Origin of the sequence: Lysinibacillus sp. NPDC097195, from assembly GCF_044762075.1 — a bacterium.
In the GTDB taxonomy this organism is placed as follows: domain Bacteria; phylum Bacillota; class Bacilli; order Bacillales_A; family Planococcaceae; genus Lysinibacillus.
The window spans coordinates 503,210-528,864 of record NZ_JBIWDP010000001.1; the positions used below are offsets into that span (position 1 = coordinate 503,210).

At 39.5% G+C, this 25,655-nt stretch carries 24 protein-coding genes and 1 pseudogene; 23 read left to right on the forward strand and 2 right to left on the reverse strand.

The features are described 5' to 3' along the window. Nucleotides 1-8: 8 nt before the first annotated feature. The 4 genes and pseudogenes from ACIQXI_RS02500 to hutH all read left to right on the forward strand — a co-directional run bounded on the left by ACIQXI_RS02500 (nt 9) and on the right by hutH (nt 5,247). On the forward strand, nt 9-1,187 hold the full coding sequence (locus tag ACIQXI_RS02500; RefSeq protein ID WP_402921334.1) for a M20 metallopeptidase family protein: 1,179 nt from the start codon (nt 9-11) through the stop codon (nt 1,185-1,187). A gap of 12 nt (nt 1,188-1,199) precedes the next feature. Continuing rightward, nucleotides 1,200-2,369 (forward strand): hypothetical protein, encoded by a 1,170-nt coding sequence (locus ACIQXI_RS02505; protein WP_402921337.1) that lies wholly within the window; start codon nt 1,200-1,202, stop codon nt 2,367-2,369. Nucleotides 2,370-2,389: 20 nt separating this feature from the next. Next, nucleotides 2,390-3,706: pseudogene (locus ACIQXI_RS02510) on the forward strand (Na+/H+ antiporter family protein). Between the two features lie 35 nt (nt 3,707-3,741). After that, nucleotides 3,742-5,247: a histidine ammonia-lyase gene (gene hutH, locus ACIQXI_RS02515; protein ID WP_402921340.1), complete on the forward strand. Its 1,506-nt coding sequence runs from the start codon at nt 3,742-3,744 to the stop codon at nt 5,245-5,247. 126 nt (nt 5,248-5,373) lie between these two features. Here the strand turns inward: hutH and rpoN are convergent, their stop codons facing one another. Continuing rightward, on the reverse strand, nt 5,374-6,633 hold the full coding sequence (gene rpoN / locus ACIQXI_RS02520) for an RNA polymerase factor sigma-54 (RefSeq protein WP_402921343.1): 1,260 nt from the start codon (nt 6,631-6,633) through the stop codon (nt 5,374-5,376). 150 nt (nt 6,634-6,783) lie between these two features. Continuing rightward, a complete protein-coding gene (locus ACIQXI_RS02525; RefSeq protein ID WP_402921346.1) occupies nt 6,784-7,434 on the reverse strand; it encodes a hypothetical protein in 651 nt (216 codons plus the stop codon). Nucleotides 7,435-8,058: 624 nt separating this feature from the next. Between ACIQXI_RS02525 and hemW the strand changes: the two genes are divergently transcribed. The 19 genes from hemW (at nt 8,059) to ACIQXI_RS02620 (ending at nt 25,555) form a co-directional block, all read left to right on the forward strand. Continuing rightward, entirely contained in the window at nt 8,059-9,204 is a 1,146-nt protein-coding gene (gene hemW / locus ACIQXI_RS02530; protein ID WP_402921349.1) for a radical SAM family heme chaperone HemW, read from the forward strand. Between the two features lie 89 nt (nt 9,205-9,293). Further along, entirely contained in the window at nt 9,294-10,322 is a 1,029-nt protein-coding gene (gene hrcA, locus ACIQXI_RS02535) for a heat-inducible transcriptional repressor HrcA (protein ID WP_402921352.1), read from the forward strand. Between the two features lie 17 nt (nt 10,323-10,339). Next, complete coding sequence (gene grpE / locus ACIQXI_RS02540; RefSeq protein WP_402921355.1) at nt 10,340-10,894, forward strand: nucleotide exchange factor GrpE; 555 nt, start codon at nt 10,340-10,342, stop codon at nt 10,892-10,894. A gap of 72 nt (nt 10,895-10,966) precedes the next feature. Then, entirely contained in the window at nt 10,967-12,808 is a 1,842-nt protein-coding gene (gene dnaK / locus ACIQXI_RS02545) for a molecular chaperone DnaK (protein WP_402921358.1), read from the forward strand. Nucleotides 12,809-13,052: 244 nt separating this feature from the next. After that, the gene (gene dnaJ / locus ACIQXI_RS02550) at nt 13,053-14,174 is read left to right on the forward strand and encodes a molecular chaperone DnaJ (protein WP_402921360.1); all 1,122 of its coding nucleotides are present in this window, start codon (nt 13,053-13,055) and stop codon (nt 14,172-14,174) included. A 21-nt stretch (nt 14,175-14,195) separates the two neighbouring features. Then, entirely contained in the window at nt 14,196-15,137 is a 942-nt protein-coding gene (prmA, locus tag ACIQXI_RS02555) for a 50S ribosomal protein L11 methyltransferase (RefSeq protein ID WP_402921363.1), read from the forward strand. Between the two features lie 76 nt (nt 15,138-15,213). Further along, a complete protein-coding gene (locus tag ACIQXI_RS02560) occupies nt 15,214-15,951 on the forward strand; it encodes a 16S rRNA (uracil(1498)-N(3))-methyltransferase (RefSeq protein ID WP_402921365.1) in 738 nt (245 codons plus the stop codon). A gap of 15 nt (nt 15,952-15,966) precedes the next feature. After that, nucleotides 15,967-17,301, forward strand: a complete 1,335-nt coding sequence (gene mtaB, locus ACIQXI_RS02565; RefSeq protein WP_402921368.1) for a tRNA (N(6)-L-threonylcarbamoyladenosine(37)-C(2))-methylthiotransferase MtaB — start codon at nt 15,967-15,969, stop codon at nt 17,299-17,301. A 194-nt stretch (nt 17,302-17,495) separates the two neighbouring features. Continuing rightward, nucleotides 17,496-18,167 carry a deoxyribose-phosphate aldolase gene (gene deoC / locus ACIQXI_RS02570; protein WP_402921371.1) on the forward strand — a complete coding sequence of 224 codons (672 nt, stop codon included), beginning with the start codon at nt 17,496-17,498 and terminating at the stop codon, nt 18,165-18,167. 193 nt (nt 18,168-18,360) lie between these two features. Further along, complete coding sequence (locus ACIQXI_RS02575) at nt 18,361-18,588, forward strand: spore coat associated protein CotJA (protein ID WP_402921374.1); 228 nt, start codon at nt 18,361-18,363, stop codon at nt 18,586-18,588. After that, a complete protein-coding gene (locus ACIQXI_RS02580) occupies nt 18,581-18,844 on the forward strand; it encodes a spore coat protein CotJB (RefSeq protein ID WP_402921376.1) in 264 nt (87 codons plus the stop codon). Before ACIQXI_RS02575 ends, ACIQXI_RS02580 begins: the two co-directional genes overlap by 8 nt. A gap of 40 nt (nt 18,845-18,884) precedes the next feature. Further along, entirely contained in the window at nt 18,885-19,454 is a 570-nt protein-coding gene (locus tag ACIQXI_RS02585) for a manganese catalase family protein (protein ID WP_402921379.1), read from the forward strand. Between the two features lie 351 nt (nt 19,455-19,805). Further along, nucleotides 19,806-19,979: a 30S ribosomal protein S21 gene (rpsU, locus tag ACIQXI_RS02590; protein ID WP_004227078.1), complete on the forward strand. Its 174-nt coding sequence runs from the start codon at nt 19,806-19,808 to the stop codon at nt 19,977-19,979. Nucleotides 19,980-20,329: 350 nt separating this feature from the next. After that, nucleotides 20,330-21,658 (forward strand): NfeD family protein, encoded by a 1,329-nt coding sequence (locus ACIQXI_RS02595; protein WP_402921382.1) that lies wholly within the window; start codon nt 20,330-20,332, stop codon nt 21,656-21,658. Nucleotides 21,659-21,683: 25 nt separating this feature from the next. Beyond that, nucleotides 21,684-22,667, forward strand: a complete 984-nt coding sequence (gene floA, locus ACIQXI_RS02600) for a flotillin-like protein FloA (protein WP_402925628.1) — start codon at nt 21,684-21,686, stop codon at nt 22,665-22,667. Nucleotides 22,668-22,694: 27 nt separating this feature from the next. Beyond that, on the forward strand, nt 22,695-23,177 hold the full coding sequence (locus ACIQXI_RS02605; protein ID WP_402921385.1) for a hypothetical protein: 483 nt from the start codon (nt 22,695-22,697) through the stop codon (nt 23,175-23,177). Between the two features lie 55 nt (nt 23,178-23,232). After that, complete coding sequence (locus ACIQXI_RS02610; RefSeq protein ID WP_402921387.1) at nt 23,233-23,484, forward strand: hypothetical protein; 252 nt, start codon at nt 23,233-23,235, stop codon at nt 23,482-23,484. Beyond that, nucleotides 23,484-24,596 carry a sporulation protein YqfD gene (locus ACIQXI_RS02615; protein ID WP_402921392.1) on the forward strand — a complete coding sequence of 371 codons (1,113 nt, stop codon included), beginning with the start codon at nt 23,484-23,486 and terminating at the stop codon, nt 24,594-24,596. Before ACIQXI_RS02610 ends, ACIQXI_RS02615 begins: the two co-directional genes overlap by 1 nt. 2 nt (nt 24,597-24,598) lie before the next feature. Further along, nucleotides 24,599-25,555 (forward strand): PhoH family protein, encoded by a 957-nt coding sequence (locus ACIQXI_RS02620; protein ID WP_402921395.1) that lies wholly within the window; start codon nt 24,599-24,601, stop codon nt 25,553-25,555. Nucleotides 25,556-25,655: the final 100 nt, after the last annotated feature.

Below are 25,655 nucleotides of genomic sequence, written 5' to 3' on the forward strand. Positions count from 1 at the left end.
AGCGGTAAATGACAAGCACTATACATGTAGTGAAGGAAGTCGAGCAATTGGTACCGCAAATTTTACAGTGGAGAAGGTATTTACATGAAAATCCGGAACTGTCGTATGAGGAAAAGGCAACAGCAGATTTCGTATACAATCAATTAATCTCTTTTGGCAATTTAATTGTTACGAGACCGACGAAGACTAGTGTGTTAGCTGTTTTAAAAGGCCATTTACCTGGGGATTGTCTCGCTTTCAGAGCTGATATGGATGCTTTACCAATTCAAGAAGAAACAAATTTACCGTTCGCCTCTAAAGTAGCTGGTGTTATGCACGCTTGTGGACATGATGGGCATACGGCGATGTTATTAGGTGCTGCAAAAATTTTATCGACGTTACAGCATGCCATTAAAGGTGAGATTCGCTTTATCTTTCAACATGCAGAAGAACTCTTTCCTGGTGGCGCAAAAGAAATGGTAGCGGCTGGTGTAGTGGACGGTGTAGACCGGATTATTGGGTTGCATTTATTTTCTATGCTTCCAACAGGCAAAATCGCCATTTGTGCAGGACCTTTTACAGCCAATTCAGATACGTTTGATGTCGAAATTATCGGAAGAGGAGGGCATTCTTCACAGCCACAAGATTCGATTAATCCGATTTTAATAGGTTCACAAATTACGAATGTATTGCATCAAATTGTAGCGCAGAAAGTTGATGCAAAAGAGCGAGCAGTACTTGCGGTTACGGAGTTTTATGCCGGCAGTGCTAAAAATATTATTCCAGAGCGTGTAGCAATAGGGGGCAGTGTGCGAACATTCTCGCAGCAAGTGAGAGCGATGATTGCACAACAAATAGAACAACAAGTGAAACACGTTGTTGCGGCACATGGTGCAGATTATAAGTTGTCATATAACGATGGTTACTCGTCTGTTGTTAATGATGTGCAAACAACGGCATTAATGGAAGATATAATCCGACAACATTTTGAACCAGATACGATTTTACACATTGAGCCATTTATGGGTGGAGAAGATTTCTCAGCTTTTTTAACAAAAGTGCCTGGGGTATTTATCGGAATCGGTGCAGCTTTTGACGATGAAACATTGAATTACCCGCATCATCACCCTAAATTTGCAGTGAATGAAGATGCTTTAGCAATAGGCTTAAAACTTTTTGTTCATACAGCTTTAACATTCAATAGTTAAAGGGGAGATACAATGGTCCAAGAACCTGTAGTTGCAGCGATGATTATTTTAGGGCTTATTGCGCTAGGAGAAATCATTTCCGTAATTAGTAAAGCTAGAGTACCAATGCTTTTTGTAGCCATGATGGGTTATTTGGTATTACTTTGGCTAGGGATATTTCCGAAAGATTTGCTAGAAAACTCGACATTTTTAACAGTGGGCGCATTATTAGGAACAGCTCCTATTTTAGTGCATATGGGGACCTTAATTCCGTTACGGATGATTCGCTCGCAATGGCGGGCAGTATTAATTGCCATAATGGGCATGTGCTTTGCTTCCCTTTTTATTTTAACGATTGTGACACTACTTTTTGATTATCAAACTGCGGTTGCAGGAACAGGACCTTTAAATGGGGGCATTATTGCGGTGTTAATTACCTCAGAGGGCATAAAAGAATTAGGGTTTGTCAGTTTACTCACAATCCCAGCATTAATTATGGCTTTGCAGTCGTTAATTGGCATTCCGCTCGCTAATTTATTGCTACGCAAACATGCAACTGCCATTAACGAGCAAATGACAAGCGGTGCCTTTGTTGCTTTAGGTGATGCAGCGTTTAATCAAGAACATGATGACAAATTATTAGTACCTAAAAAATATCAAACGCCATTAGTCCTTCTATTTATGTTGTTTATTGGTGGTGCGATTGCGGTTGTATTAGCCAAATATACAGGCATTCCGTACAGCTTATGGGCGTTGGCAATCGGCATTATAGGACGCTTAGTGAAATTTTATCCGGAACGCGTTATGGAAAAGTCTAATAGTTTTACAGTTGGGATGGCGGGCATTATCTTCATCATTATTGGGATGATGAATGACATTACATTTGAGATGTTTATGGATAAGCTACCTGCTGTGTTAACGATTCTTTTTGTTGGGGTACTTGGCATTTTGTTGGGAGGATTATTAGGTTCTAAGTTATTAAAGGTCAATCCATTTTTAGGGATTCCTGTTGCATTAACATCTACTTTTGGTTTTCCTGGTGACTACATTGTCTGTGAGGAAGTAAGTAGGAGTATTGGCAAAACGGAAGAGGAACAGCAACGAATTTTTAATGAAATTATTACCCCAATGCTAGTAGGCGGGTTTACAACGGTAACTTTGGGTAGTGTCATTATTGCAAGTATTTTGATTAAAACAATATAAAACAGACAGTGGGGATGTAGATGTTAGATAATCCTGTTTTAATCTCAGTCATTGTGTTATCCATTTTAAGTTTATGTGGCATACACGTGTTATTTGCTTTATTAATTGCAGCAATTGTCGCAGGGCTTGTTGCTGATTTATCGCTTGCTGAAACAATTTCAATCTTTATTGGTGGTATGGGCGGACAGTCTGAAACAGCATTAAGTTATATACTGTTAGGGATTTTTGCGGCGTTGATCGCATATTCAGGCTTAGCAAATATTTTGATTCAAAAATTACTATCGCTCGAAAAACCGAATAAATACATTTTAATTTTTGCATTGGCAATTATTGCGTGTTTATCAGGTACACTGATTCCCGTACATATTGCCTTTATTCCAATACTGATACCGCCGCTATTATTTTTCTTCAATCGATTAAAAATAGATCGACGTGCATTGGCATCAGCCCTAACGTTTGGCTTGAAAATGCCCTACTTATGGATTCCTATTGGCTACGGATTAATATTTCAGGGGATTATCGCCAATGAAATGACAGCGAATGGCATGGCTATTATGCAAAGTCAAATACCGAAAGCGATGGCTATTCCAGCAATCGGTATGTTTATAGGATTAGCAATTGCTGTCTTTATTTCCTATCGAAAGCCATGACAATATCAACAGTTGGAAGAAGATATTAAAGATTATGAGCAAGCCAAGAAAGACAATAAAAAGGCAACATTGGATGCAAAAGGATGGGTAGCCATCGTGGCGATTTTTGCAGCACTGGGCATTCAATTATCATTAAGCTCATTAGTTCTGGGGGCCTTATCAGGTATTATCATTATGTTTGTTGGCCGTGTGGTCTTTATTAAAGATAGTGAGGAAGTGGTTCAAAATGGTGTCAAACTAATGGGGGTAATTGCCTTTATTATGCTTATTGCCTCAGGCTATGCAACGATTTTAAAAGAAACAAATGCTATCACAGAGCTTGTGGAAGCGATGACAGGTATGACGGGGCAAAGTAAAGTGATTACAGCGATTCTGTTATTATTTATCGGTTTACTTGTCACAATGGGCATTGGAACGTCCTTCGGTACAATCCCGATTTTAGCTGTAGTATTCGTCCCGCTATGTGCAGCAGTTGGCTTTAGTGCGCTTGCTACTGCAGCCCTTATTGGAACTGCGGGAGCTTTGGGAGATGCAGGTTCGCCTGCTTCTGATAGTACACTAGGTCCGACATCAGGGTTAAATGCGGATGGACAGCATAATCATATTTGGGATACTTGTGTACCAACGTTTCTACATTATAATATCCCGTTATTTATATTTGGTATTATCGCAGCAATGATTTTATAGGTAGATATGGAACAAGTAAAGGGGTGGAAGTTTAAATGGAAGTTATTCAGTTGGATGGACATACATTAACGACAACACAAATTGATCTAATAGCCAACGGACTTGCGCAAGTAGCGATTGCACCAAGTGCTTTAGAAAGAGTGCAAGCAAGTCGTGCAAGAATTGAAAAAAGACTAAAGGACGGACATACGATTTATGGAGTCAATACAGGCTTCGGTAAGTTAAGTGATGTTCAAATTGCCGAGGAAGATAATGAGTTATTGCAATTGAATTTGTTGCGTGCTGATGCAGTGGGCGTGGGTGTGCCTTTAGAAAAGAAAATTGTTCGAGCGATGATGGTGTTACGGGCCAATGCTTTGGCGAAAGGATACTCGGGCATTCGGCAAGAAACATTGCAATTATTAGTGGAGCTAATTAATCATCATGTTCATCCAGTTGTACCATCCCAAGGCTCTGTAGGGGCAAGTGGTGATTTAGCACCACTGTCACATATTGCATTAGTGTTAATTGGAGAGGGCAAAGCAGAGTTAAATGGGGAAGTGATGTCAGGGCAGGAAGCGTTATCAAAAGTTGGATTAACAGCAGTTCGACTGCAAGCAAAAGAAGGACTTGCTTTAATTAATGGCACACAGGCGATGACGGGTATAGGGGTAATAACGATTAAGGAAGCAGAACGACTTGGCTATGTAGCGGATATGGCGGCATGTCTGACAATGGAAGCATTACAGGGCATTATTTCCGCATTTGATGCGGATTTATTAGCAGTGCGACCTCATGCCGAAATTGCTGCGGTCGGCACTCGGATACGCAAGTGGCTGCAAGGCAGTGAACGAATCACAACGCAAGGTGCTATCCGTATGCAGGATGCCTATTCTATCCGTTGTGTACCGCAAGTTCATGGTGCATCTTGGCAATGTTTTGATTACGTCCAACAACGCTTGCAAACGGAGATTAATGCGACAACTGATAACCCGATTGTATTAGAAAATGGAGAAGTGTTATCAGGCGGTCATTTCCATGGTCAGCCAATTGCACTGGCAATGGATTTTTTAAAGGTAGGGGTAGCCGAGTGGGCCAATATTTCAGAGCGTAGAACGGAGCGTTTAGTCAATCCTCAATTAAGTGGACTAGCGCCATTTTTAGCAACTGATCCAGGTCTAGAATGTGGCTTGATGGTCGTACAATACGTTGCAGCATCACTTGTTTCAGAGAACAAAGTACTTGCGCATCCTTCAAGTGTGGATTCCATTCCTACCTCTGGTAATCAGGAAGACCATGTCAGTATGGGGACAACTGCGGCAAGGCAAGCACGCCAGATAGTCCACAATAGTGCACGGGTGCTGGCGATTGAGTTAATCGCCGCTTCTCAAGCGATTTATTTGGAACAAGCCGAGCAACAATTAGCACCTGCGACACGAAAATTTTTAGACATTGTACGGTCATTCTGCCCACCATTAGAAGGGGATAAGGCGATTGGTGAAGAAACCGAAGCACTAGCAAACTATTTATTGACTAGTAATGATATTTTAGCAATTGGATAAAAATTGTGTGAGTGCCTGGCACTTTAGATACTTTAAAGAAAAAGAGAGTACGGGAACGTTTTTCGTTCTTGTACTCTCTTTTTCGTTTTCAAAGGTTTTTATAAATAATTGTGAGTGCCTGGCACTTTACAATTCCTTTCGTTTGCTTGCTGCTTGTATGCCTAGTTCTTCGCGATATTTGCTAATCGTCCGACGTGCAATTTGAATGTGATGGGTGTTCGCTAACATTTCAGCAATCTTTTGATCGGATAATGGCTTTTGCTTATTTTCGGCTGTAATAATCTTTTTCATTATTTCTAAAATCGACGTTTGAGAATGTTGCGCGTCCATATTGTCTATTTTAGAAGAAAATAAATCTTTCCATAGATAAGTTCCAACAGGCGTTTGGAGGTATTTATTGCGAACAGCTCTGCTTACAGTTGAAACATGCATCTCAATTTGTGTAGCGACGTCTTGTAAAGTAAGCGGTTTCAAATGAGCGGGACCGTGTCTGAAAAATGCTTGCTGATGCTCTAAAACTACGGACATGATTTGAATAATGGTTTGTCGTCGTTGTTGTAAGCTATGTATAAGCCAATTAAATTGCTTAAAATGCTGTTTGACATATTGTCGTTCCGATTTAGGTAAAAGAGAATGGATGTTTTGATAGCTATCTTGCAAATGAACAGTCGGTAGAGTGCCATCATTTAAGCTAAATTGTAATGTGTCGTCCTCTATATAGACGATTATATCGGGTGTTACATACAATGTATCATGCTCTTGGCTCAACGTACATGGGACAGGTGTTAGTTGTTGTAAACGCTGAATACAATCTACCAATTGTTCCTTTGACAATTGAAAAGCTTTCTGTAGCTCATGGAATTTACGTTCTGCTAATAACGGTAGGCCGTGGAGGATGAGTTGTTGCAAGGCATCGTCATTGCCGTTCATTTGCAACAAGAGACATTCTTGCAAACTGCGTGCACCTATCCCCGCAGGTCCAATTTGCTGTAATAGTTGAATAGCACGCTCATGCTGTTGTGCAGAAATATGCATAAGCTTTGTAGGCGAATAGCCTTTACCGTCTAAATAATGAATAACAGTTTGAACAATTTGCAAATCTTCCCCGATGAAAGTGACTGTAGCTAATTGGGATAATTCATCGCGAAAATTTGGTTCTGCCATTTTTGTATACAAATCGCTCGGCATTATCGAGCTGGAGGGATTGCTAAACACTCGCTCCTGAAAAGCTGGGGTTTGTAACTCAATTAAGGGATTTTCTAATTGTTGCTCATATAAAAATTCCTCTAATTCAAGGGTATTATATTGTAGTATTTCAATAGACTGCTGTAATTGAGGTGTCATCATCATTTTTTGTTGCTGCTGTAGCTTTAAAATTGGCTCCATTATGAATCCTCCTGTCTATCACTTTTTAATAGCATATCATAAAACTGAGTGAATTTTCAGATAAATATCAACTTTCTACTAATTTATCTTTTCGGAGGATAATCTCTAAAAAAAGAACGGCATCATGCCGTCCAATTTAAAGAGTATTATTTAATATAATGCACCATTCTTGGAGATGCTTACCGTGAAATTAGCCGAAACTGGGATTACAACACCTTGGTAAGTGTAGTTACCAGCAATGCTATAGCCAAAGTAAGTATAGGGTTGAACCTGTGGCCAATGCGATACACCTGCGTGTGTTTCGCTCCAAGAACCTGACCCCGAACCTTTAGCAGTTGTAATAGTTCCTGGGCTAGTAAAGACCATTCCATCGCGTCCACTATGGTAAGCTGACCGTGGGGAAACAGTTGCATTGATGGTTCCTATTGTGTGCCCAGTTGTATTGATGACATTAAATGATTTTGTGATACTTGTAATAATTTTTCGCGCACGAGGCTTTGAAGAAGGTACATCGGACATAACAATTTTACTTGTCATGACTTCATTTAATAATGTTTTGAATTGTGTAGGCTCCACCCATCCGTTTTCTTCAAAATAGGCAAAGTTTGCAACAGAGACATTTAAGACTTCTTGTCCTACATACTGACTTTGTAAGTCTTGTAAATCATTTAGATATTGCTGATAGTATTTTTCTTTCTGTTCTTCTGATAAAACGAGCTCTGCGGCGAAAGCTGATGGAACAAATACTTTAACTACACAAAAAAATGCAAGAGCAATAATACTACAAATAATACTTCTCATACTTTAATATTCCTCCCTATGTTTGTTGTAATGCTTTTGCTGACATAGTGACGAGGTTATTTATTTTAGTTAGGTCTTCGTGTATAGAGTTGCATATGCGTTATTCAATTAGCCAAAATGGCTAATAACTATATATTGTTTAAGACCGCAAAAAGGCAAAGTTCGTTTGTTGTGATAAATCTTGGACAAGAGAAGGCATACTTATTTCTGAAGATGCAGAAGTCATTGAATCTCGGAGAATGTAAATTGATGAAAATTAAGAAACACAAAATAAGATTAAATCATCATCATTTCAACAAAATCACCGGATATAACAGAACTTAGTTATTGCAACCCTGTTATAATGTCAGAATAAGCGAAAAAATCTGTAAATATTTTATATTATGATAAACATTTTATCAATAGCAAGAAATTTCTAAATATAGTCTGTTCGGGGTATGACAATTCTTGTATTGTTAAATGTATTACTATTTTCATTATAAATAGATATTTTCTATAAAGAAGCCTAAATTTCCTTACAATCGTTACAGATTATACATCTATCTGGATGGATTCATAGCGTTCTCTAGAACGTTTGTTTATAATGAGGAAATGGAAAAACTCAACGAGAAAGAAGGGATAGCTATGGCACGAGGTGTTTACATTCATATTCCTTTTTGTCATCAAATCTGCAATTATTGCGATTTCAATAAATTTTACTTTAAAAATCAACCTGTAGATGAATATATAGAAACGCTAGGCAAGGAGATGGCGCTTGCTACGGAAAAATATCCACATAGTTTTCAACGTATTGAAACGATTTTTTTAGGCGGTGGTACACCTACTGCATTATCTCCAGCACAATTGACGAGACTGCTTACACTGATTCGCACGTATATTCCAATGGACAGTGTGACAGAATTTACATCAGAAGCCAATCCAGATGAGTTATCTGAGGCAAAAATGATTGCTCTGTTTGAAGGAGGCGTCAATCGCTTAAGCATGGGCGTGCAATCATTCGATCAAGAATTACTGAAAAAAATAGGTCGCACTCATAGTAATACGCACGTTTATGACACCATTGCGCTCGCTAAAAAAGTTGGTTTTACTAATATCAGTATCGATTTAATGTACGGCTTGCCAAGACAAACGATGAATCAATGGAAAGATTCGCTTGAAAAAGCGTTTGCCCTTGATTTACCACATATTTCAGCTTATTCCTTAATTGTGGAGCCGAAAACGATTTTTTATAATCAATATGCTAAAGGGAAGCTAAACTTGCCAACCGAAGATTTAGAAGCGGATATGTATGATGTCCTTATGCAAGAAATGCAAGTGCACGGTCTTATGCAGTATGAAATTAGCAACTTTGCAAAAACTGGTTTTAGTTCAACGCACAATAAAGTTTATTGGGACAATGACGAGTATGCTGGTTTTGGCGCAGGTGCACACGGCTATATAAATGGTATACGTTATTCCAATCATGGACCTTTAAAAAAATATATGGATGCTGTCAACGCTGGAGACTTGCCTATTATGCACGAACATATTGTAACGGCAACGGAAAAGCGAGAAGAGCAAATGTTTTTAGGGCTGCGTAAAACGGATGGAATTGCACACGCTATATATGAAGAAAGATTTAAAGAACCGATGATGAGCCACTATGGACAAGTAATTGATAACCTAGTGTCAGAAGGTCTTTTAGAACATGATGCAGTTGGTATTCGCCTTACGCGCAAGGGACGATTTGTAGGAAATGAAGTTTTTCAACAATTTTTATTAGAAGATTGAGCGATATCGTTGACAGAAAATGTGGGATTTGATAACTTAATAATAGTATTAGCACTCCTCTTAGTTGAGTGCTAACAGAGGTGATAATCATGCTAACAAATCGGCAATTACAGATTTTGCAAGTAATCGTAGACGATTTCATTATGTCTGCACAGCCGGTAGGTTCTCGCCAAATCTCAAAAAAACAAGAGATTACATTTAGTCCAGCCACTATTAGAAACGAAATGGCGGATTTAGAGGAATTAGGGTTTTTAGAAAAAACACATACGTCCTCTGGTCGAGTGCCTTCGGAAAAGGGGTATAGATTTTATGTAGATCATTTGTTGAGTCCACAGGGCATTAATTCACGGGATATTCAGCAAATTCAATCGATTTTCAATGAACGTCTAGTAGAAGTTGAGCACATTATTCGCAAGTCAGCGAATATATTATCCGAATTGACATCGTATACTTCGATTCTCTTAGGGCCTGATGTCCAAAGACATCGAGTAAAACGTTTTTCGGTTGTGCCACTTTCAAGCGACGCAGCAGTAGCGATTATCGTAACGAATAACGGGCACGTTGAGAATCGCATGTTTAGTTTACCACCAAATTTTAATGCTGCTGAACTAGAAAAAATGGTGAACATTTTAAATGAACGCTTAGTAGGTGTTTCGTTAGATGAAATCCATAAAAAGCTAGAAATTGAAATACTGGCTATCCTACAGCAACATGTGCGATCAGCGGATGATTTTATCCATTCGCTTGTATCGGCTACAATGCAAAATTCGGAAAGTAAAATTTTTTATGGTGGTAAAACAAATATGTTCAACCAGCCTGAATTCCACGATTTAAATAAAGTTCGGATGATTCTGGACTTAATGGAAACGACTAGCCAAGTGCAGTCGCTTTTCCATCCGAACGAATCAGGTATTCATATTCGAATTGGCTCGGAAAATAAGCAGTTAGAAATGGAAAACTGTAGCGTCATAACAACGACTTATTCAATAGGTGAAGATCAACAAGGTGCCATTGCAATTATTGGCCCAACACGCATGGATTACAAGCGTGTCGTTGCTTTACTTGAAGTAATGCGCATGGATTTATCTCAAGCCTTTACGAAGAATCGTAGTGATTGATAATGAGGAGGATTTAAGTGACTGAAACAACTGAAAACAAAGACCTTGTACAAGCTGACAATGAGTCAACTGAAGAGCAGACAGCAACGCAAGAAGTAGAACTAACAGTGGAAGAACAGTACGAAGCGAAATTAGCTGAATTACAAGCAAAGCTAGATGATGAGGAAAATCGTCACCTGCGCCTGCGAGCAGACTTCGATAATTTACGTCGTCGTACACAGCTTGATCGTGAAGCTGCAGAGAAATACCGTGCACAAAAATTATTATCTGATTTATTGCCGGTATTAGATAATTTCGAGCGAGCTTTACAAATTGAACCAACTTCGGAAGAAGCTGTATCAATCGTCAAAGGCATCGAAATGGTTTATCGTTCACTAATCGAAGCTACTGAAAAAGAAGGCTTACAAGTGATTAAAGCTGAAGGGGAACAGTTTGATCCAAACGTTCACCAAGCGGTTATGCAAGAACAAGATAGTGAAAAAGAACAAGGTGTAGTGTTACGTGAACTTCAAAAAGGGTATATTTTAAAAGATCGCGTACTGCGCCCAACAATGGTATCTGTTAACGAATAGTCATTGTACTATTTGGAAAATATTTTAGTTAATTAACGCAATTGCGTTTTAATAATAGGAGGAAATTTTACTATGAGCAAAATTATCGGTATTGACTTAGGAACAACAAACTCTTGTGTATCTGTACTTGAAGGCGGAGAGCCAAAAGTTATTCCAAATCCAGAAGGAAACCGTACAACACCATCTGTAGTAGCTTTCAAAAATGGTGAAAAACAAGTTGGTGAAGTGGCAAAACGTCAATCAGTAACAAATCCAAACACAATTATTTCAATCAAATCAAAAATGGGTACTGCTGAAAAAGTAACAGTGGAAGATAAAGATTACACACCACAAGAAGTTTCTGCAATGATTCTTCAATATTTAAAAGGCTATGCAGAAGACTACTTAGGTGAAAAAGTAACAAAAGCAGTTATTACTGTTCCTGCATACTTTAACGATGCGCAACGTCAAGCGACAAAAGACGCTGGTAAAATCGCTGGTCTTGAAGTAGAACGTATTATTAACGAACCAACAGCTGCTGCACTTGCTTATGGTTTAGACAAACAAGATGTAGACCAAAAAGTATTAGTATTTGACCTTGGTGGTGGTACATTCGACGTATCGATCCTTGAATTAGGTGACGGTGTATTCGAAGTATTAGCAACAGCTGGTGATAACAAACTTGGTGGGGACGATTTCGATGACGCTGTAATCGAATATCTAGTTGCTGAATTCAAAAAAGAAAACGGCATTGACCTTTCAAAAGACAAAATGGCTATGCAACGTCTAAAAGATGCTGCTGAAAAAGCGAAAAAAGATTTATCAGGTGTAACGTCTACACAAATTTCTTTACCATTCATTACGGCTGGTGAAGCAGGTCCATTACACTTAGAAATCTCTTTAACACGTGCAAAATTTGATGAAATTACATTACCATTAGTAAACCGTACAGTAGGACCAGTACGTCAAGCATTATCTGATGCAGGTTTATCAACATCAGAAATTGACCAAGTTATTTTAGTTGGTGGTTCTACACGTATTCCTGCAGTACAAGAAGCTGTTCGTAAAGAAACTGGTAAAGAGCCTCACCGTGGTGTTAACCCTGACGAAGTAGTAGCAATGGGTGCAGCGGTACAAGGTGGCGTATTAACTGGTGATGTGAAAGACGTAGTTCTTCTAGACGTAACACCACTTTCTTTAGGTATCGAAACAATGGGTGGCGTGTTTACAAAATTAATCGATCGTAACACAACAATTCCAACATCTAAATCACAAGTGTTCTCAACTGCGGCTGATAACCAACCAGCAGTAGATATTCACGTGTTACAAGGTGAACGTTCAATGGCAGCGGATAACAAAACATTAGGTCGCTTCCAACTAGCGGATATCCCACCAGCTCCACGTGGTATCCCACAAATCGAAGTAACATTTGATATCGATAAAAATGGTATCGTTTCGGTTAAAGCGAAAGATTTAGGTACAAATAAAGAACAAACTATCGTAATTCAATCAGATTCTGGTTTATCAGATGAAGAAATCGAACGCATGGTAAAAGATGCTGAAGCAAATGCTGAAGCGGATGCAAAACGTAAAGAAGAAGCTGACCTTCGCAACGAAGCAGACCAATTAGTTTTCCAAGTTGACAAAACAATTGCTGATTTAGGTGAGCAAATTACAGAAGAAGAGAAAAAATCTGTAGAAGATGCTCGCGATGAACTTAAAAAAGCACTTGAAGCTGGTGAATTAGAAGGTATTAAATCAGCAAAAGAAAAATTAGAAGGCGTTTTACAGCCTTTAGTAATGAAAGTTTATGAGCAAGCTGCAGCAGCTGCACAAGCGGCTCAAGGTGGCGAGGCAGGTCCAGATGCTGGTGCTGATAAAAAAGACGATGGTATCGTAGACGCTGACTTTGAAGAAGTAAAAGACGACAAATAAGATAGTCTTAACAGCACAGTAAAGTGAAGAAGCCAAAGACCGCTTGCGGCTTTGGCTTTTCTCTTTCTATTCACTTGTAAAAGCGATGTTCTATTAGATTACATGAAATTGCTACGGAAAATTTCATTTGAATACGGTCCATTTTAATAAATGATGAAAAAGAGAAAATTATGGCGAAAAAAGAAGCAGTTTTTTACACTGCATGTTACAATAGATTTTATGCAAAAAGAGCGGAGTGTGAATCATGGAGAAACGCGATTACTACGAGGTGCTTGGTTTAACGAAATCGGCTTCAAAAGATGACATTAAAAAAGCATACCGTAAATTATCAAAGCAATACCATCCGGACTTAAATAAAGACCCAGGTGCCGATGAAAAATTTAAAGAAATTGCCGAAGCATATGAAGTGCTAAGTGACGATCAGAAAAAGGCTCGCTATGACCAATTTGGTCACGAAGATCCGAATGCTGGCTTTGGCGGCGGTGGCTTCGGAGGCGGCGGCTTTGGCGGTTTCGAAGATATTTTCAGTTCATTCTTTGGTGGTGGTGGACGTCGACAAGACCCGAATGCACCACGTAAAGGTGACGATTTGCAATACCGCATGAATATTAAATTTGAGGAAGCGATTTTTGGGAAAGAAACAGAAATCGAAATTCCGAAAGACGAAACATGTGAAACATGTCATGGCTCAGGTGCAAAACCAGGGACATCTCCTGAAACATGTTCGACATGTAAAGGTGCCGGGCAAATTAACCAGGCTGTTGATACACCGTTTGGCCGCATGATGAATCGTCGTACTTGTACGACTTGTCATGGAACAGGTAAAATCATTAAAGAAAAATGTTCAACTTGCCGTGGTGAAGGCAAAGTTCAAAAGCGTAAAAAAATTAAAGTATCAATTCCTGCAGGCGTTGATGATGGACAACAAATTCGTGTAACAGGTCAAGGTGAACCAGGTATTAACGGTGGTCCAGCTGGTGACTTATATATCATGTTCCGCGTACAAGGTCACAAAGAATTTGAGCGCGATGGAGATGACATTTACTACGAATTAAAATTAACCTTCCCTCAAGCGGCACTAGGGGATGAAATTGAAGTACCAACTGTGCATGGTAAAGTAAAATTACGTATTCCAGCAGGTACTCAATCAGGTGCTCAATTCCGCTTGAAAGATAAAGGTGTAAAAAATGTCCATGGTTATGGCACTGGTAACCAATATGTAACAGTTAGAGTCATCACGCCAGAAAAATTAACGGAAAAACAAAAACAATTACTCCGTGAATTTGCGGAAATTAGTGGCGATATTCCAGAAGAACAAGGAAGCTCACTATTCGATAAAATCAAGAAAAAATTCCAAGGTGAATAATTAGAGGAGCTGAAGAGCTACGTGAAGTGGTCAGAATTATCCATTCATACAAAAAATGAAGCGGTGGAAGCAATTTCAAATATTTTGCATGAAGCAGGGGCTAGTGGTGTTGTTATTGAGGATTCAGCTGAATATGCAAAGCCACGTGAAGATCAGTATGGAGAAATTTATGCGCTAAATGAAGAAGATTTCCCAAAAGAGGGTGTTATCGTTAAAGCTTACTTAGCAGAGTCTAGCTTTTTAAATGAAACAGTCGAAGAAATTAAGGCCGCGATAACAAATTTAACGAAATTCAACATTGATATCGGAGAAAACGTTGTTTCGATTGTAGAAGTGAACGAGGAAGATTGGGCGACAGCGTGGAAACAATATTATCACCCTGTTAAAATTTCTGAACGTTTTACAATTGTCCCGACATGGGAGGACTATACACCAGTTTCAACGGATGAGTTAATTATTGAGCTTGATCCAGGGATGGCGTTTGGTACAGGAACACACCCAACAACGGTAATGTGCTTACAAGGGCTGGAGAAGGTCGTAAAAGCAGGCGACACAGTTATCGACATTGGCACAGGTTCAGGGGTTCTTTCGATTGGTGCAGCAATGCTTGGAGCGAAAAGCGTACATGCGCTAGATTTAGACGAGGTAGCTGTGCGTTCAGCTCAAGAAAATGTTGCGTTAAACAAAGTAAGCGATACGGTTGAAGTTTTCCACGGTAACTTATTGGATACTGTGAAAGAGCCAGCCGATGTTGTCGTTGCCAATATTTTAGCGGAAATCATTATGTCCTTTACTGATGATGCATTTACAATTGTTAAACCGGGTGGATTATATGTCACTTCAGGCATCATTGGAGCAAAACGTGATGATGTGAAAGCAGCGCTAGAAGCTTCTGGTTTTGTTATTGAAGAAGTATTATTAATGGAAGATTGGGTAGCGATTATTGCCCGACGTCCACAATAAATTGACCAAAGAAGCGCCAAATCGTGAGCCGAGTGCTGACGGTTTGGCGTTTTCTCTATAGTGAGGAGTAATCACGATGCAACGTTATTTCATAGACACAGCAATTGATTCAGCACGTATTTCCGGTGAAGATGCGCGTCATATTACACGTGTTATGCGCATGAAAGAAGGTGGAGAAATTATCGTTGTGGCACAAGACACAGCCTATATTTGTACGATTACTGCTTTCGAAGATGAGGATGTTCTCGTGCAAGCAACGGGACAAACGATTCCATCTCCAGAATTACCGGTACGTGTAACAGTGGCATGTGGGTTGCCTAAAGGCGATAAGCTAGAGCTAATCACGCAAAAGGCAACGGAGTTAGGCATGTATGCCTTATTGCCGTTTGAAGCAGAACGATCGATTGTAAAATGGGATGTGAAAAAGGGCGCGAAAAAACAGGAGCGCTTGCAAAAAATTGCAAAAGAGGCCGCTGAGCAATCACATCGTACGCATATTCCAGTAATATATGAACCAATTCAATTTAAACAGCTTGTAGCGCGTATAGGTGAATATGATGCTGTCTTTATTGCAGATGAAGAAGATGCAAAGACAGAAAAACGCACAAGGTTTGCGGATAAGCTGAAAAACGTGTATGATAAGAAGTCGAAATCAATCCTTATTATCTTTGGTCCAGAAGGTGGAATTGCGCGTAAGGAAGCGGATATGTTATTGGCAGCAGGCGCGCAAACAATGTCTCTTGGTCCAAGAATTTTACGTGCAGAAACTGCGCCACTTTATGCGCTTTCTGCAATATCCTATGAATTTGAATGAAAGAGGTGTTTAGCCTTGTCAAAAGTGGCTTTTCACACACTTGGCTGTAAAGTAAATCATTATGAAACAGAGGCTATTTGGCAGCTGTTTAAAGAAGACGGCTATGAACGTACGGAGTTTGATCATCAAGCAGACGTTTATGTCATTAATACATGTACAGTTACAAATACAGGCGATAAAAAATCACGTCAAGTGATTCGTCGAGCTGTACGTCAAAATCCAGATGCTGTGATTTGTGTAACAGGCTGTTATGCGCAAACGTCACCAGCGGAAATTATGGCAATACCTGGTGTTGATATTGTTGTCGGGACACAGGATCGTACAAAATTACTTGGCTATATTGAACAATATCGTAACGAGCGTCAGCCGATTAATGCTGTACGCAATATTATGAAAAACCGTGTATACGAAGAATTAGACGTGCCGGCATTTACTGACCGCACACGTGCATCGTTAAAAATTCAAGAAGGCTGTAATAATTTCTGTACGTTTTGTATTATTCCTTGGGCGCGTGGCTTAATGCGTTCTCGTGATCCGCAAGAAGTATTAAACCAAGCACAACAATTAGTAGCTGCCGGTTACCTTGAAATCGTTTTAACAGGCATTCATACTGGTGGTTATGGACAAGACTTAAAAGATTATAACCTTGCGCAGTTGTTGCGTGATCTAGAAGCCAATGTAAAAGGATTAAAACGTTTACGTATTTCTTCTATTGAAGCAAGTCAACTAACAGACGAAGTGATTGATGTATTACGACAATCGAACATTGTGGTAAATCATTTACACATTCCGATTCAATCAGGATCAGATACCGTATTAAAACGTATGCGACGTAAATACACTATGGAATTTTTCGGCGAACGCCTAACAAAATTGCATGAAGCATTACCTGATTTAGCGGTTACTTCTGACGTCATCGTTGGTTTCCCAGGGGAGACTGAGGAAGAATTTATGGAAACGTATAACTTTATTCGTGATCATAAATTTTCAGAATTACATGTCTTCCCATTCTCTCCACGTACAGGCACACCAGCAGCACGTATGGAAGATCAAATCGACGAAGACATTAAAAATGAGCGCGTTCACCGCTTAATCGCCCTAAATGACCAACTTGCCAAGGAATATGCATCTCGTTTTGAAAATGAAGTGTTAGAGGTCATTCCAGAGGAATTTGTTCATGATGGTAGTGAAGAAGCAGGTTTATTAACAGGTTATACTGACAATTACTTAAAAGTAGTGTTTGAAGGGCCTGAAAACTTAATCGGCCAACTAGTGAAGGTCAAAATTACGCAAGCAGGTTACCCGCATTCAAAAGGGCAATTTGTTCGCTTGTTAGAAACTGTAAAATAATGAAGAAAAAAATTGCCTATCTGTTGATGATAGGCAATTTTTTTTATTGATATTATGAAGCTGAAACGGGCATTATAAAATTTAACTACTCTGTCCAAACGATAAGTAGATAATGAATATTAGACGGAAACATAAAAACATGTTATTATTCCAGAGAGGTACGGACAACTTAAGTTAGAAGGAGCGCTTGTTAAATGAAAACAAATTACGCAAGTATGATTGATCACACATTATTAAAAGCTGAGGCTACGAAAGAACAAATTGAAAAGTTATGTGCGGAAGCAAAAGAATTTGGCTTTGCGTCTGTTTGTGTTAATCCAACTTGGGTAAAATATTGCAGCGAGCTATTACAAAACTCAGACGTTTTAGTTTGTACGGTTATTGGTTTCCCGTTAGGCGCTAATACGCCAGCTGTAAAAGCATTTGAGGCCAAAGATGCAATTGCCAATGGCGCGCAAGAAGTGGACATGGTCATCAATATTGGCGCATTAAAAGATCAAAACTACGAACAAGTACAAGCGGATATTGCGGCAGTAGTAGAAGCAGCTAAGGGTAGCGCAATTGTTAAAGTAATTATCGAAACTTGCCTATTAACTGAAGCAGAAAAAATAAAAGCATGTGAATTGTCAGTGGCTGCTGGAGCTGACTTTGTGAAAACATCAACAGGTTTCTCTACTGGCGGAGCAACTGCAGAGGACATCGCCTTAATGCGTAAAACAGTTGGCCCAGAGCTAGGTGTGAAAGCTTCAGGTGGCGTTCGAAGCTTAGAAGATATGCAGAAAATGGTGGAAGCAGGTGCCACTCGCATAGGTGCTAGTTCTGGCGTTGCAATTATGAAAGGCTTAATAGCTGATTCAAATTATTAATTTTTAACAATTAGTTGGAACTTTGAAAAATAGTGTACTGGGGATTTTCCCTAGTATGCTATTTTTTTATGAATCGCGAAGTTTTACAGTAGTACATTAACAGCCTCATTACGCAATACATCTGTAGAATAATACGTTTTTCCTTCACATATACTCGAATGATGTATTGCCTTTAGAAAGGAGGAATTTTATTTTGTTTACGCAATATAAATATTGGCGTCCTTATATCAGTCCGTTTGACCCCTGTAAGCCAATAGAAGTTAAAAGTTATGCAACACCTCCGCAATTGTATATAGGTTTTCAACCACCTGGACTCCCACAATTTCAAACGGCTAGAGAAGCGCTGAAGTTTGGGACGTTATGGCCCCAATTTTTTAGCCCTTATCCGAATCCGGAGAGAGGTGGGATAAAAGGTGAGTAAAAAAATGCCACCGGAGTTTTATACGCTTCTCGAGGAAATTCAAGCCATTGATTTTGTGTTAGTTGAATTAAACCTTTATTTAGATACACATCCCCATGATTATGCAGCAATTACACAATTTAATGAGAATGCTGAAAAGAGTATGCGCTTAAAAGTAGATTTTGAACAAAAATTTGGACCGCTAATGAATTTTGGCAGAAGCTATTCGAATTATCCATTTAATTGGGTTGATACACCGTGGCCTTGGCAAGTTTAAACCTAAGTGATGAATAACATTTGGATTAGGGGGAAAAAGTTTGTGGTATTATGAGAAAAAGCTCCAATATCCAGTAAAGGTAAGTACATGTAACCCGATGCTAGCAAAGTTTTTAATAGAGCAGTATGGTGGCGCTGATGGGGAATTGGCCGCGGCATTACGTTATATGAACCAACGATATACGCTACCTGATAAAGTAGTAGGTTTGTTAACGGATATCGCAACGGAAGAGTTTTCACATCTCGAAATGATTGCAACAATGATCTATAAACTAACGAAAGATGCCACACCACAGCAATTAGAAGAAGCGGGTATTGGAGACTATTATGTCAACCATGATAAGGCATTGTTTTATCAAAATGCAGCAGGTGTGCCGTTTACCGCAAGTTATATTCAAGCAAAAGGGGATCCAATTGCTGACCTTTATGAAGATATTGCGGCAGAAGAAAAAGCGCGTGCCACATATCAATGGATTATTGATTTATCAGATGACCCAGATCTGAATGATAGTTTAATTTTCTTGAGAGAAAGAGAAATCATTCATTCGCAACGTTTTAGAGAAGCAGTAGAAATTCTAAAAGACGATGGCAACACGAAGAAAATTTTTTAACAGAAGAGTCTCGTAAACAAAAGGGGAAAAGTGTTCGATTGATTTCTTTCAATCCAACACTTTTTTTGCTATGCTGATGATGGATGGGTAACCCGTAAGACGTACAGTTATGCATTAGCCATAATCTTTGATGTACCGGTTGAACCTATGCACAAATATTTTTACAATATTGTGGACTGAAAAGTCGCTTTTAATTCAAATGGAGAGCATGTTAAAAATTCTCTACGCTATTTTGAATACTTTCTATTGACCGTTAAAAGACAATACGGTATAATTTTTTAGTACACAACAGTAGGTTATTAGCCTACATGCATTGTGTATTGACGTGTGTTCGGAGGGAGGGAAAGAGAGATGTCAAAAACTGTCGTTCGCAAAAACGAATCGCTTGAAGATGCTCTTCGCCGCTTCAAACGTACTGTATCAAAAAGTGGTACAATTCAAGAAGTTAGAAAGCGCGAGTTCTACGAAAAACCTAGCGTAAAACGTAAAAAGAAATCAGAAGCTGCACGTAAACGTAAGTGGTAATTTAATTTCCCATTAAAAATCCCTACGTTCAAAACACGCAATTGTATGATTCACTGAGCAGACAATGATATACCTGGAATTAATTGCACTTGCAATTAATTCCGGGTATTTTGCATGATGCTCCTTTTTGCGGTACATATTTTTTAAAAAGACCGAATGAAGTCTGTTCAGATTTCATTCGGTTTTTCTTTTAGAACAAAGTAGCATGCACAAATTCCATGACTTGCAGGCAAAAATCCTCCATATAATTTAAATTCACTGTATAATAAAAATAAATATGATTTTGTGAAACTTTTTACAAGGTCAGTCGTAAATACAGTAGAGAAGCATGTTAGAAGGGAGGGAAAAAGATGCGGAAAAGGAGAATCCTTAGCTATATTATTGTCGTCTGGTTAACGGTTTTGATAGCGTTTCCATTGACTACTGCTTTTGCAAGTAGCAAGGTTTATCACGTCCCGATTCATGATGAAGTGGAACGTGGACTTCACGCATTTTTAGAACGAGCTTTTAAAGAGGCACAAGAAAACTATGCAGAAGCGATCATACTGGATATACATACGCCAGGTGGATTCGTCAATGCAGCTAGTGATATTGCGATGTTAATGGATGCCTCTACGATACGCACCATTGCCTTCATTAATAAAGATGCTCATTCAGCTGGTGCATTTTTAGCCTTACATGCGGATGAAATTTATATGGTTCCTAATGGCACGATTGGCGCAGCGGCAGTAATTGATTCGGCAGGCAATGCGGCGGACAATAAGGCACATAGTGCATGGCTTGCTCAAATGAAGGCAGCTGCAGAAACTTCCGGACGGGACCCGAAATATGCTTTGGCCATGGCAGATTCTACAATTAAATTGCCACAATATCGAGCTGGAGGCGAAAATTTATTAACTTTATCGGCTTCAGAGGCTGAAGAGGTCCGTTATTCTGAAGGAACTGTTGCTAATTTTCAAAAGCTGTTAGAAAAAACAGGTTTAAAGGGCAGTGATATTGTTCCAATCGAGCCAACCTTTGCTGAAAAAGTAGCTCGATTTATTACCAACCCGCTTATTGTACCCATTTTATTATCGGTTGCGAGTTTAGGGCTTGTTATGGAGCTATATTCGCCTGGCTTTGGTGTACCGGGTACAATGGGGTTATCAGCCCTCGGATTATTTTTCTTCGGTCATATGGTGGCAGGCTTTGCTGGTTATGAAACATTGTTAATTTTCATAGCAGGGTTAGCGTTGGTCATTGCTGAATTTTTTGTCCCCGGAGGCATTGTTGGAATTTTAGGTGGCGTGCTTATATTAATTAGCTTGCTGCTGGCAGGTGCAAACATGACACAGATGATCGTGGCGATATTTATTGCACTTGTAGTAGCCATAATAGGAATGGTGATCCTGATGAAATTTTTCGGTAAAAAAATGCATGTCTTAAACAAGTTAGTGTTGATGGATGCAACGACGACGGAAGAAGGGTATGTATCGAACATTAATCGCACAGAATTGTTAGGAAAAGTAGGTGTGACGCTTACACCGCTTCGTCCAGCTGGCACAATGCGAATTGTGAGTGAACGAATTGACGTAGTATCAGAAGGTGGCTACGTTGATGTCGGTAAAAATGTAGAAGTAATAAAAGTAGAAGGCTCACGCATTGTTGTGAGACAAACAGAAAAAGAGATGGAGGAATAACAATATGGGATTTGATTTAGCGCTTATGGGCCCAATCGTCGGGCTAGTTCTATTATTTATTGTCGTCGCAGTATTTTTTACTTTTGTACCAGTTGCGCTATGGATTTCTGCACTTGCAGCAGGTGTCCGCGTTAGTATTTTTACATTAATCGGGATGCGCTTACGTCGTGTAATTCCATCGCGTATCGTCAATCCGTTAATTAAAGCACATAAAGCTGGCTTACCAGTAACGATTAATCAGTTAGAAAGTCACTATTTAGCAGGTGGTAATGTAGACCGTGTTGTCAATGCATTAATTGCTGCTCACCGTGCCAATATTGAACTATCATTTGAACGTTGTGCTGCGATTGACCTTGCTGGACGTGATGTATTAGAAGCGGTACAAATGTCGGTTAACCCAAAAGTAATTGAAACACCATTTATTGCTGGTGTTGCAATGAACGGGATTGAAGTAAAGGCGAAAGCACGTATTACCGTACGTGCAAACATCGAACGTTTAGTCGGTGGTGCCGGTGAGGAAACAGTTATTGCCCGTGTAGGTGAAGGGATTGTTTCTACAATCGGTAGTGCATCAAGTCATACAACAGTGCTTGAAAACCCAGATATGATTTCTCAAACAGTATTATCTAAAGGCTTAGACTCTGGTACAGCATTCGAAATCTTATCGATTGATATTGCGGATGTTGATATCGGCAAAAATATTGGTGCAGAACTACAAATTGAACAAGCGCAAGCAGATAAAAATATTGCCCAAGCAAAAGCGGAAGAACGTCGTGCGATGGCCGTAGCCAACGAGCAAGAAATGATTGCCCGCGTACAAGAAATGAAAGCGAAAGTAGTAGAGGCGGAAGCAGAAGTACCACAAGCAATGGCGGAAGCTTTACGCTCTGGTAATCTCGGTATTATGGATTACATGAATTACCGCAATATCCAAGCGGATACAGCTATGCGTGACTCCATTTCAAAAGTAAGTACAGATAAGGCAGACCCTACTGAACCGAAAGCATAACTTACGGAAAGGAGCGAGTGCTAACAAATGGAACAGCTCATATTATTCGCAATTATTGCCATAGTCACCTCTCTTTTCGGTAAATTAAAAAATAATAAAGAACAAAAACCAATGCCCCCTTTCAATAAATCTGCTCAACCTTCTGCCAATATGGAAGTGGATGAGCCGGTGCAACATCGTCGAACTGCTAAAAAGCAAAGCTTTGAAGATTTTGCACGTGAATTTTTAGGGGACATGACGACAACAGAGGTTCAGGAAAAGCGTGTGGAACCAGTGCCACAACAAGTCCAGGAGCATATTCCGAGCTATGTAGCCCCACCCCTTACTCCAACAGAGCCATCTAGTCGTAAAACCGATCGACCTAGTCTTGGGCGTTTGGCTGCAGGAAAAAATGATCGTCCAGCAGCAGTGGCAAGCAATGGATTTCAAGTACCAACTTCAAAAAAAGCTTTGGTGCAAGCAGTAGTAATGGCTGAAATTTTAGGTCCTCCCAAAGCAAAACGAAAATAACTAGCATGTCCTCCTTTTTTTGCGCATATATTGCCGAAGAAGGAGGCATTTTTTTATGAAAAAATTATTTCAATTAACGCCACTACTTGAATTATCACAGTATGAAACATTAAAAATTATCGGCCCTTATCGCTTTTTACATGCGGATGCAACATCGTGTTCATTTATTTATGCTGATTATCATATTATCGTGCGGGGAAACTCCGTCGTTATAAATGCAATTAAAGAAGACATGCTTCATTTATCAGTAGAGGACTTGCAAGAGTTACATGTGAAAATGACTAAAGATATGGGTGTGAGCAAATAATGTGGAATAATCGACCGATCATTATACGTATAAAGCGTCATGAAAATGTTCATCCTTTTATTCAAGCATTGCATGCACAGCAAGTACCTTTAAAGCGTGTTGTATTTCGGGAGCAAGAGGTTACATTTGAAACAAATATGGGGTATTTATCAAAAATTCGCCGTATACGTAGTCGCTATCGGCTTAAAATGACGGTTCATTATGCAGATGAACTGCAAGTTTTTCGGGCGCAATTGTGGACATTACTCGGTCTTTTTATTATGGTCTTAATCCCATTATTATGTGCACAAGTCGTATGGCGAGTTGATATTGAAGCCGCTACACCAGAGTTGCAACAACAAATTGAGAAAACCTTTCAAGAAACGTTTAAGCTAGAAACGCCGATGACGAAAAAGGTCATCCCATCCGATGCGGTAATTCGGCAGAGTCTGTTAGAAAAACATCGAGACCTCTCATGGGTGCATATTGAAAAACATGGTGGTCGGATTATTCTCAGACCACAAGAATCGCCGAAGAAAACAGAATTGACGAATGAAAAACTGGCAACGCATTTAGTTGCGACGAAAAGTGGTGTCATTACAAATTTTAATATTCAACACGGCGAGCGAAAAATTTCAGTCAATGATACAGCATACGAGGATGATGTACTTGTTAGTGGTGTGATTGAAAGTGGAGATGACCATGTTTTTGTTGGAGCAAAGGGAGAGGTATTTGCAGACTACTGGCTAGAGTGCACATTTAAAATTCCAACAAAACTAACCATTGAATCTTTGCAACAAAAACAGTGGCGTGTCGTAGTGAAGGGGATTCATAAGGAAGCGGTTGATTATGTGCAAAAGAAAGAGTTGCCAAGTTGGCTCGATTCTTATGTATCAATTGTAGAAGAGCAGCAAACAAAAACGATGGAAATTACATTAGATGAATCAAAAATAGACACACTATTAATGCCGCTACTCCACGAAAAGATGTTACAATCGCTCCCTGCCAAAACAGTAATAAAGAAAGAAAACCTTTTACAGGCGAAGTGGGGGAATGGTACAGTTGAAGGGAAAGTTCTATTTTTAGTCAATGAAAACATTGCAAGTCCAATACAAGGGCCACAAGGAGAATGATTATGTCAGAACATTTAACTGTATTACAAGTGGATAATCCAAATGAAGCGGTCATGCTACTAGGTATTTCCGATGCGAATATGAAATTAATTGAAGAGGCACTCCATGTCCATATCATTACACGCGGTGAGCAAATTCAACTTGCTGGCGAAGAAGATGCGAAAGAACAAGCGACATATCTTTTGCATGCATTATTAAAAGTGATTCGCAAAGGCATTAATATTGATCAGCGTGATGTAGCAACGGCAATTGAAATGACACAAAAAGGGACAGTTGAATACTTTGCAGAACTTTACGATGAAGAAGTTGCACGCACGACAAAAGGCAAGCCGATTCGTGCAAAAACAATAGGTCAACGAGAATACATACAAGCGATTCGTCACAAAGACGTTGTTTTTGGTATTGGTCCAGCAGGTACCGGAAAAACGTATTTAGCGGTAGTAATGGCTACGCAAGCGCTTAAAAATGGGCATGTGAAGCGAATCATTTTAACACGCCCTGCTGTTGAAGCAGGAGAGTCGCTTGGCTTCCTGCCGGGTGATTTAAAGGAAAAGGTAGATCCGTATTTACGCCCGCTCTACGACGCGTTAAACGATATTTATGGGGCAGAACAAACGCAACGTCTTATTGAGCGAGGAACAATTGAAATCGCACCATTAGCCTATATGCGTGGACGTACATTGGATGATGCCTTTGTTATTTTAGATGAAGCACAGAATACAACGCATATGCAAATGAAAATGTTTTTAACCCGTTTAGGATTTGGCTCAAAAATGGTGATTACGGGTGATAAAACGCAAATTGATCTTCCGAAAAATACAGAATCTGGCTTGATTGTTGCTGAACGTACATTGAAATATGTCAATTCAATCCACTTCCAAATTTTAGAGCAAGGTGATGTAGTGCGCCATCCAGTCGTAGCTAAAATCATCAAAGCATACGAGGAGCAACAACTTTAAAATAACCGCCTTAAGGCGGTTATTTTAAAGTCTGTACCGAAAGCGAAGCGACAGGTACAACGAAAAAGAAAAGTCTGTACCGAAAGCGAAGCGACAGGTA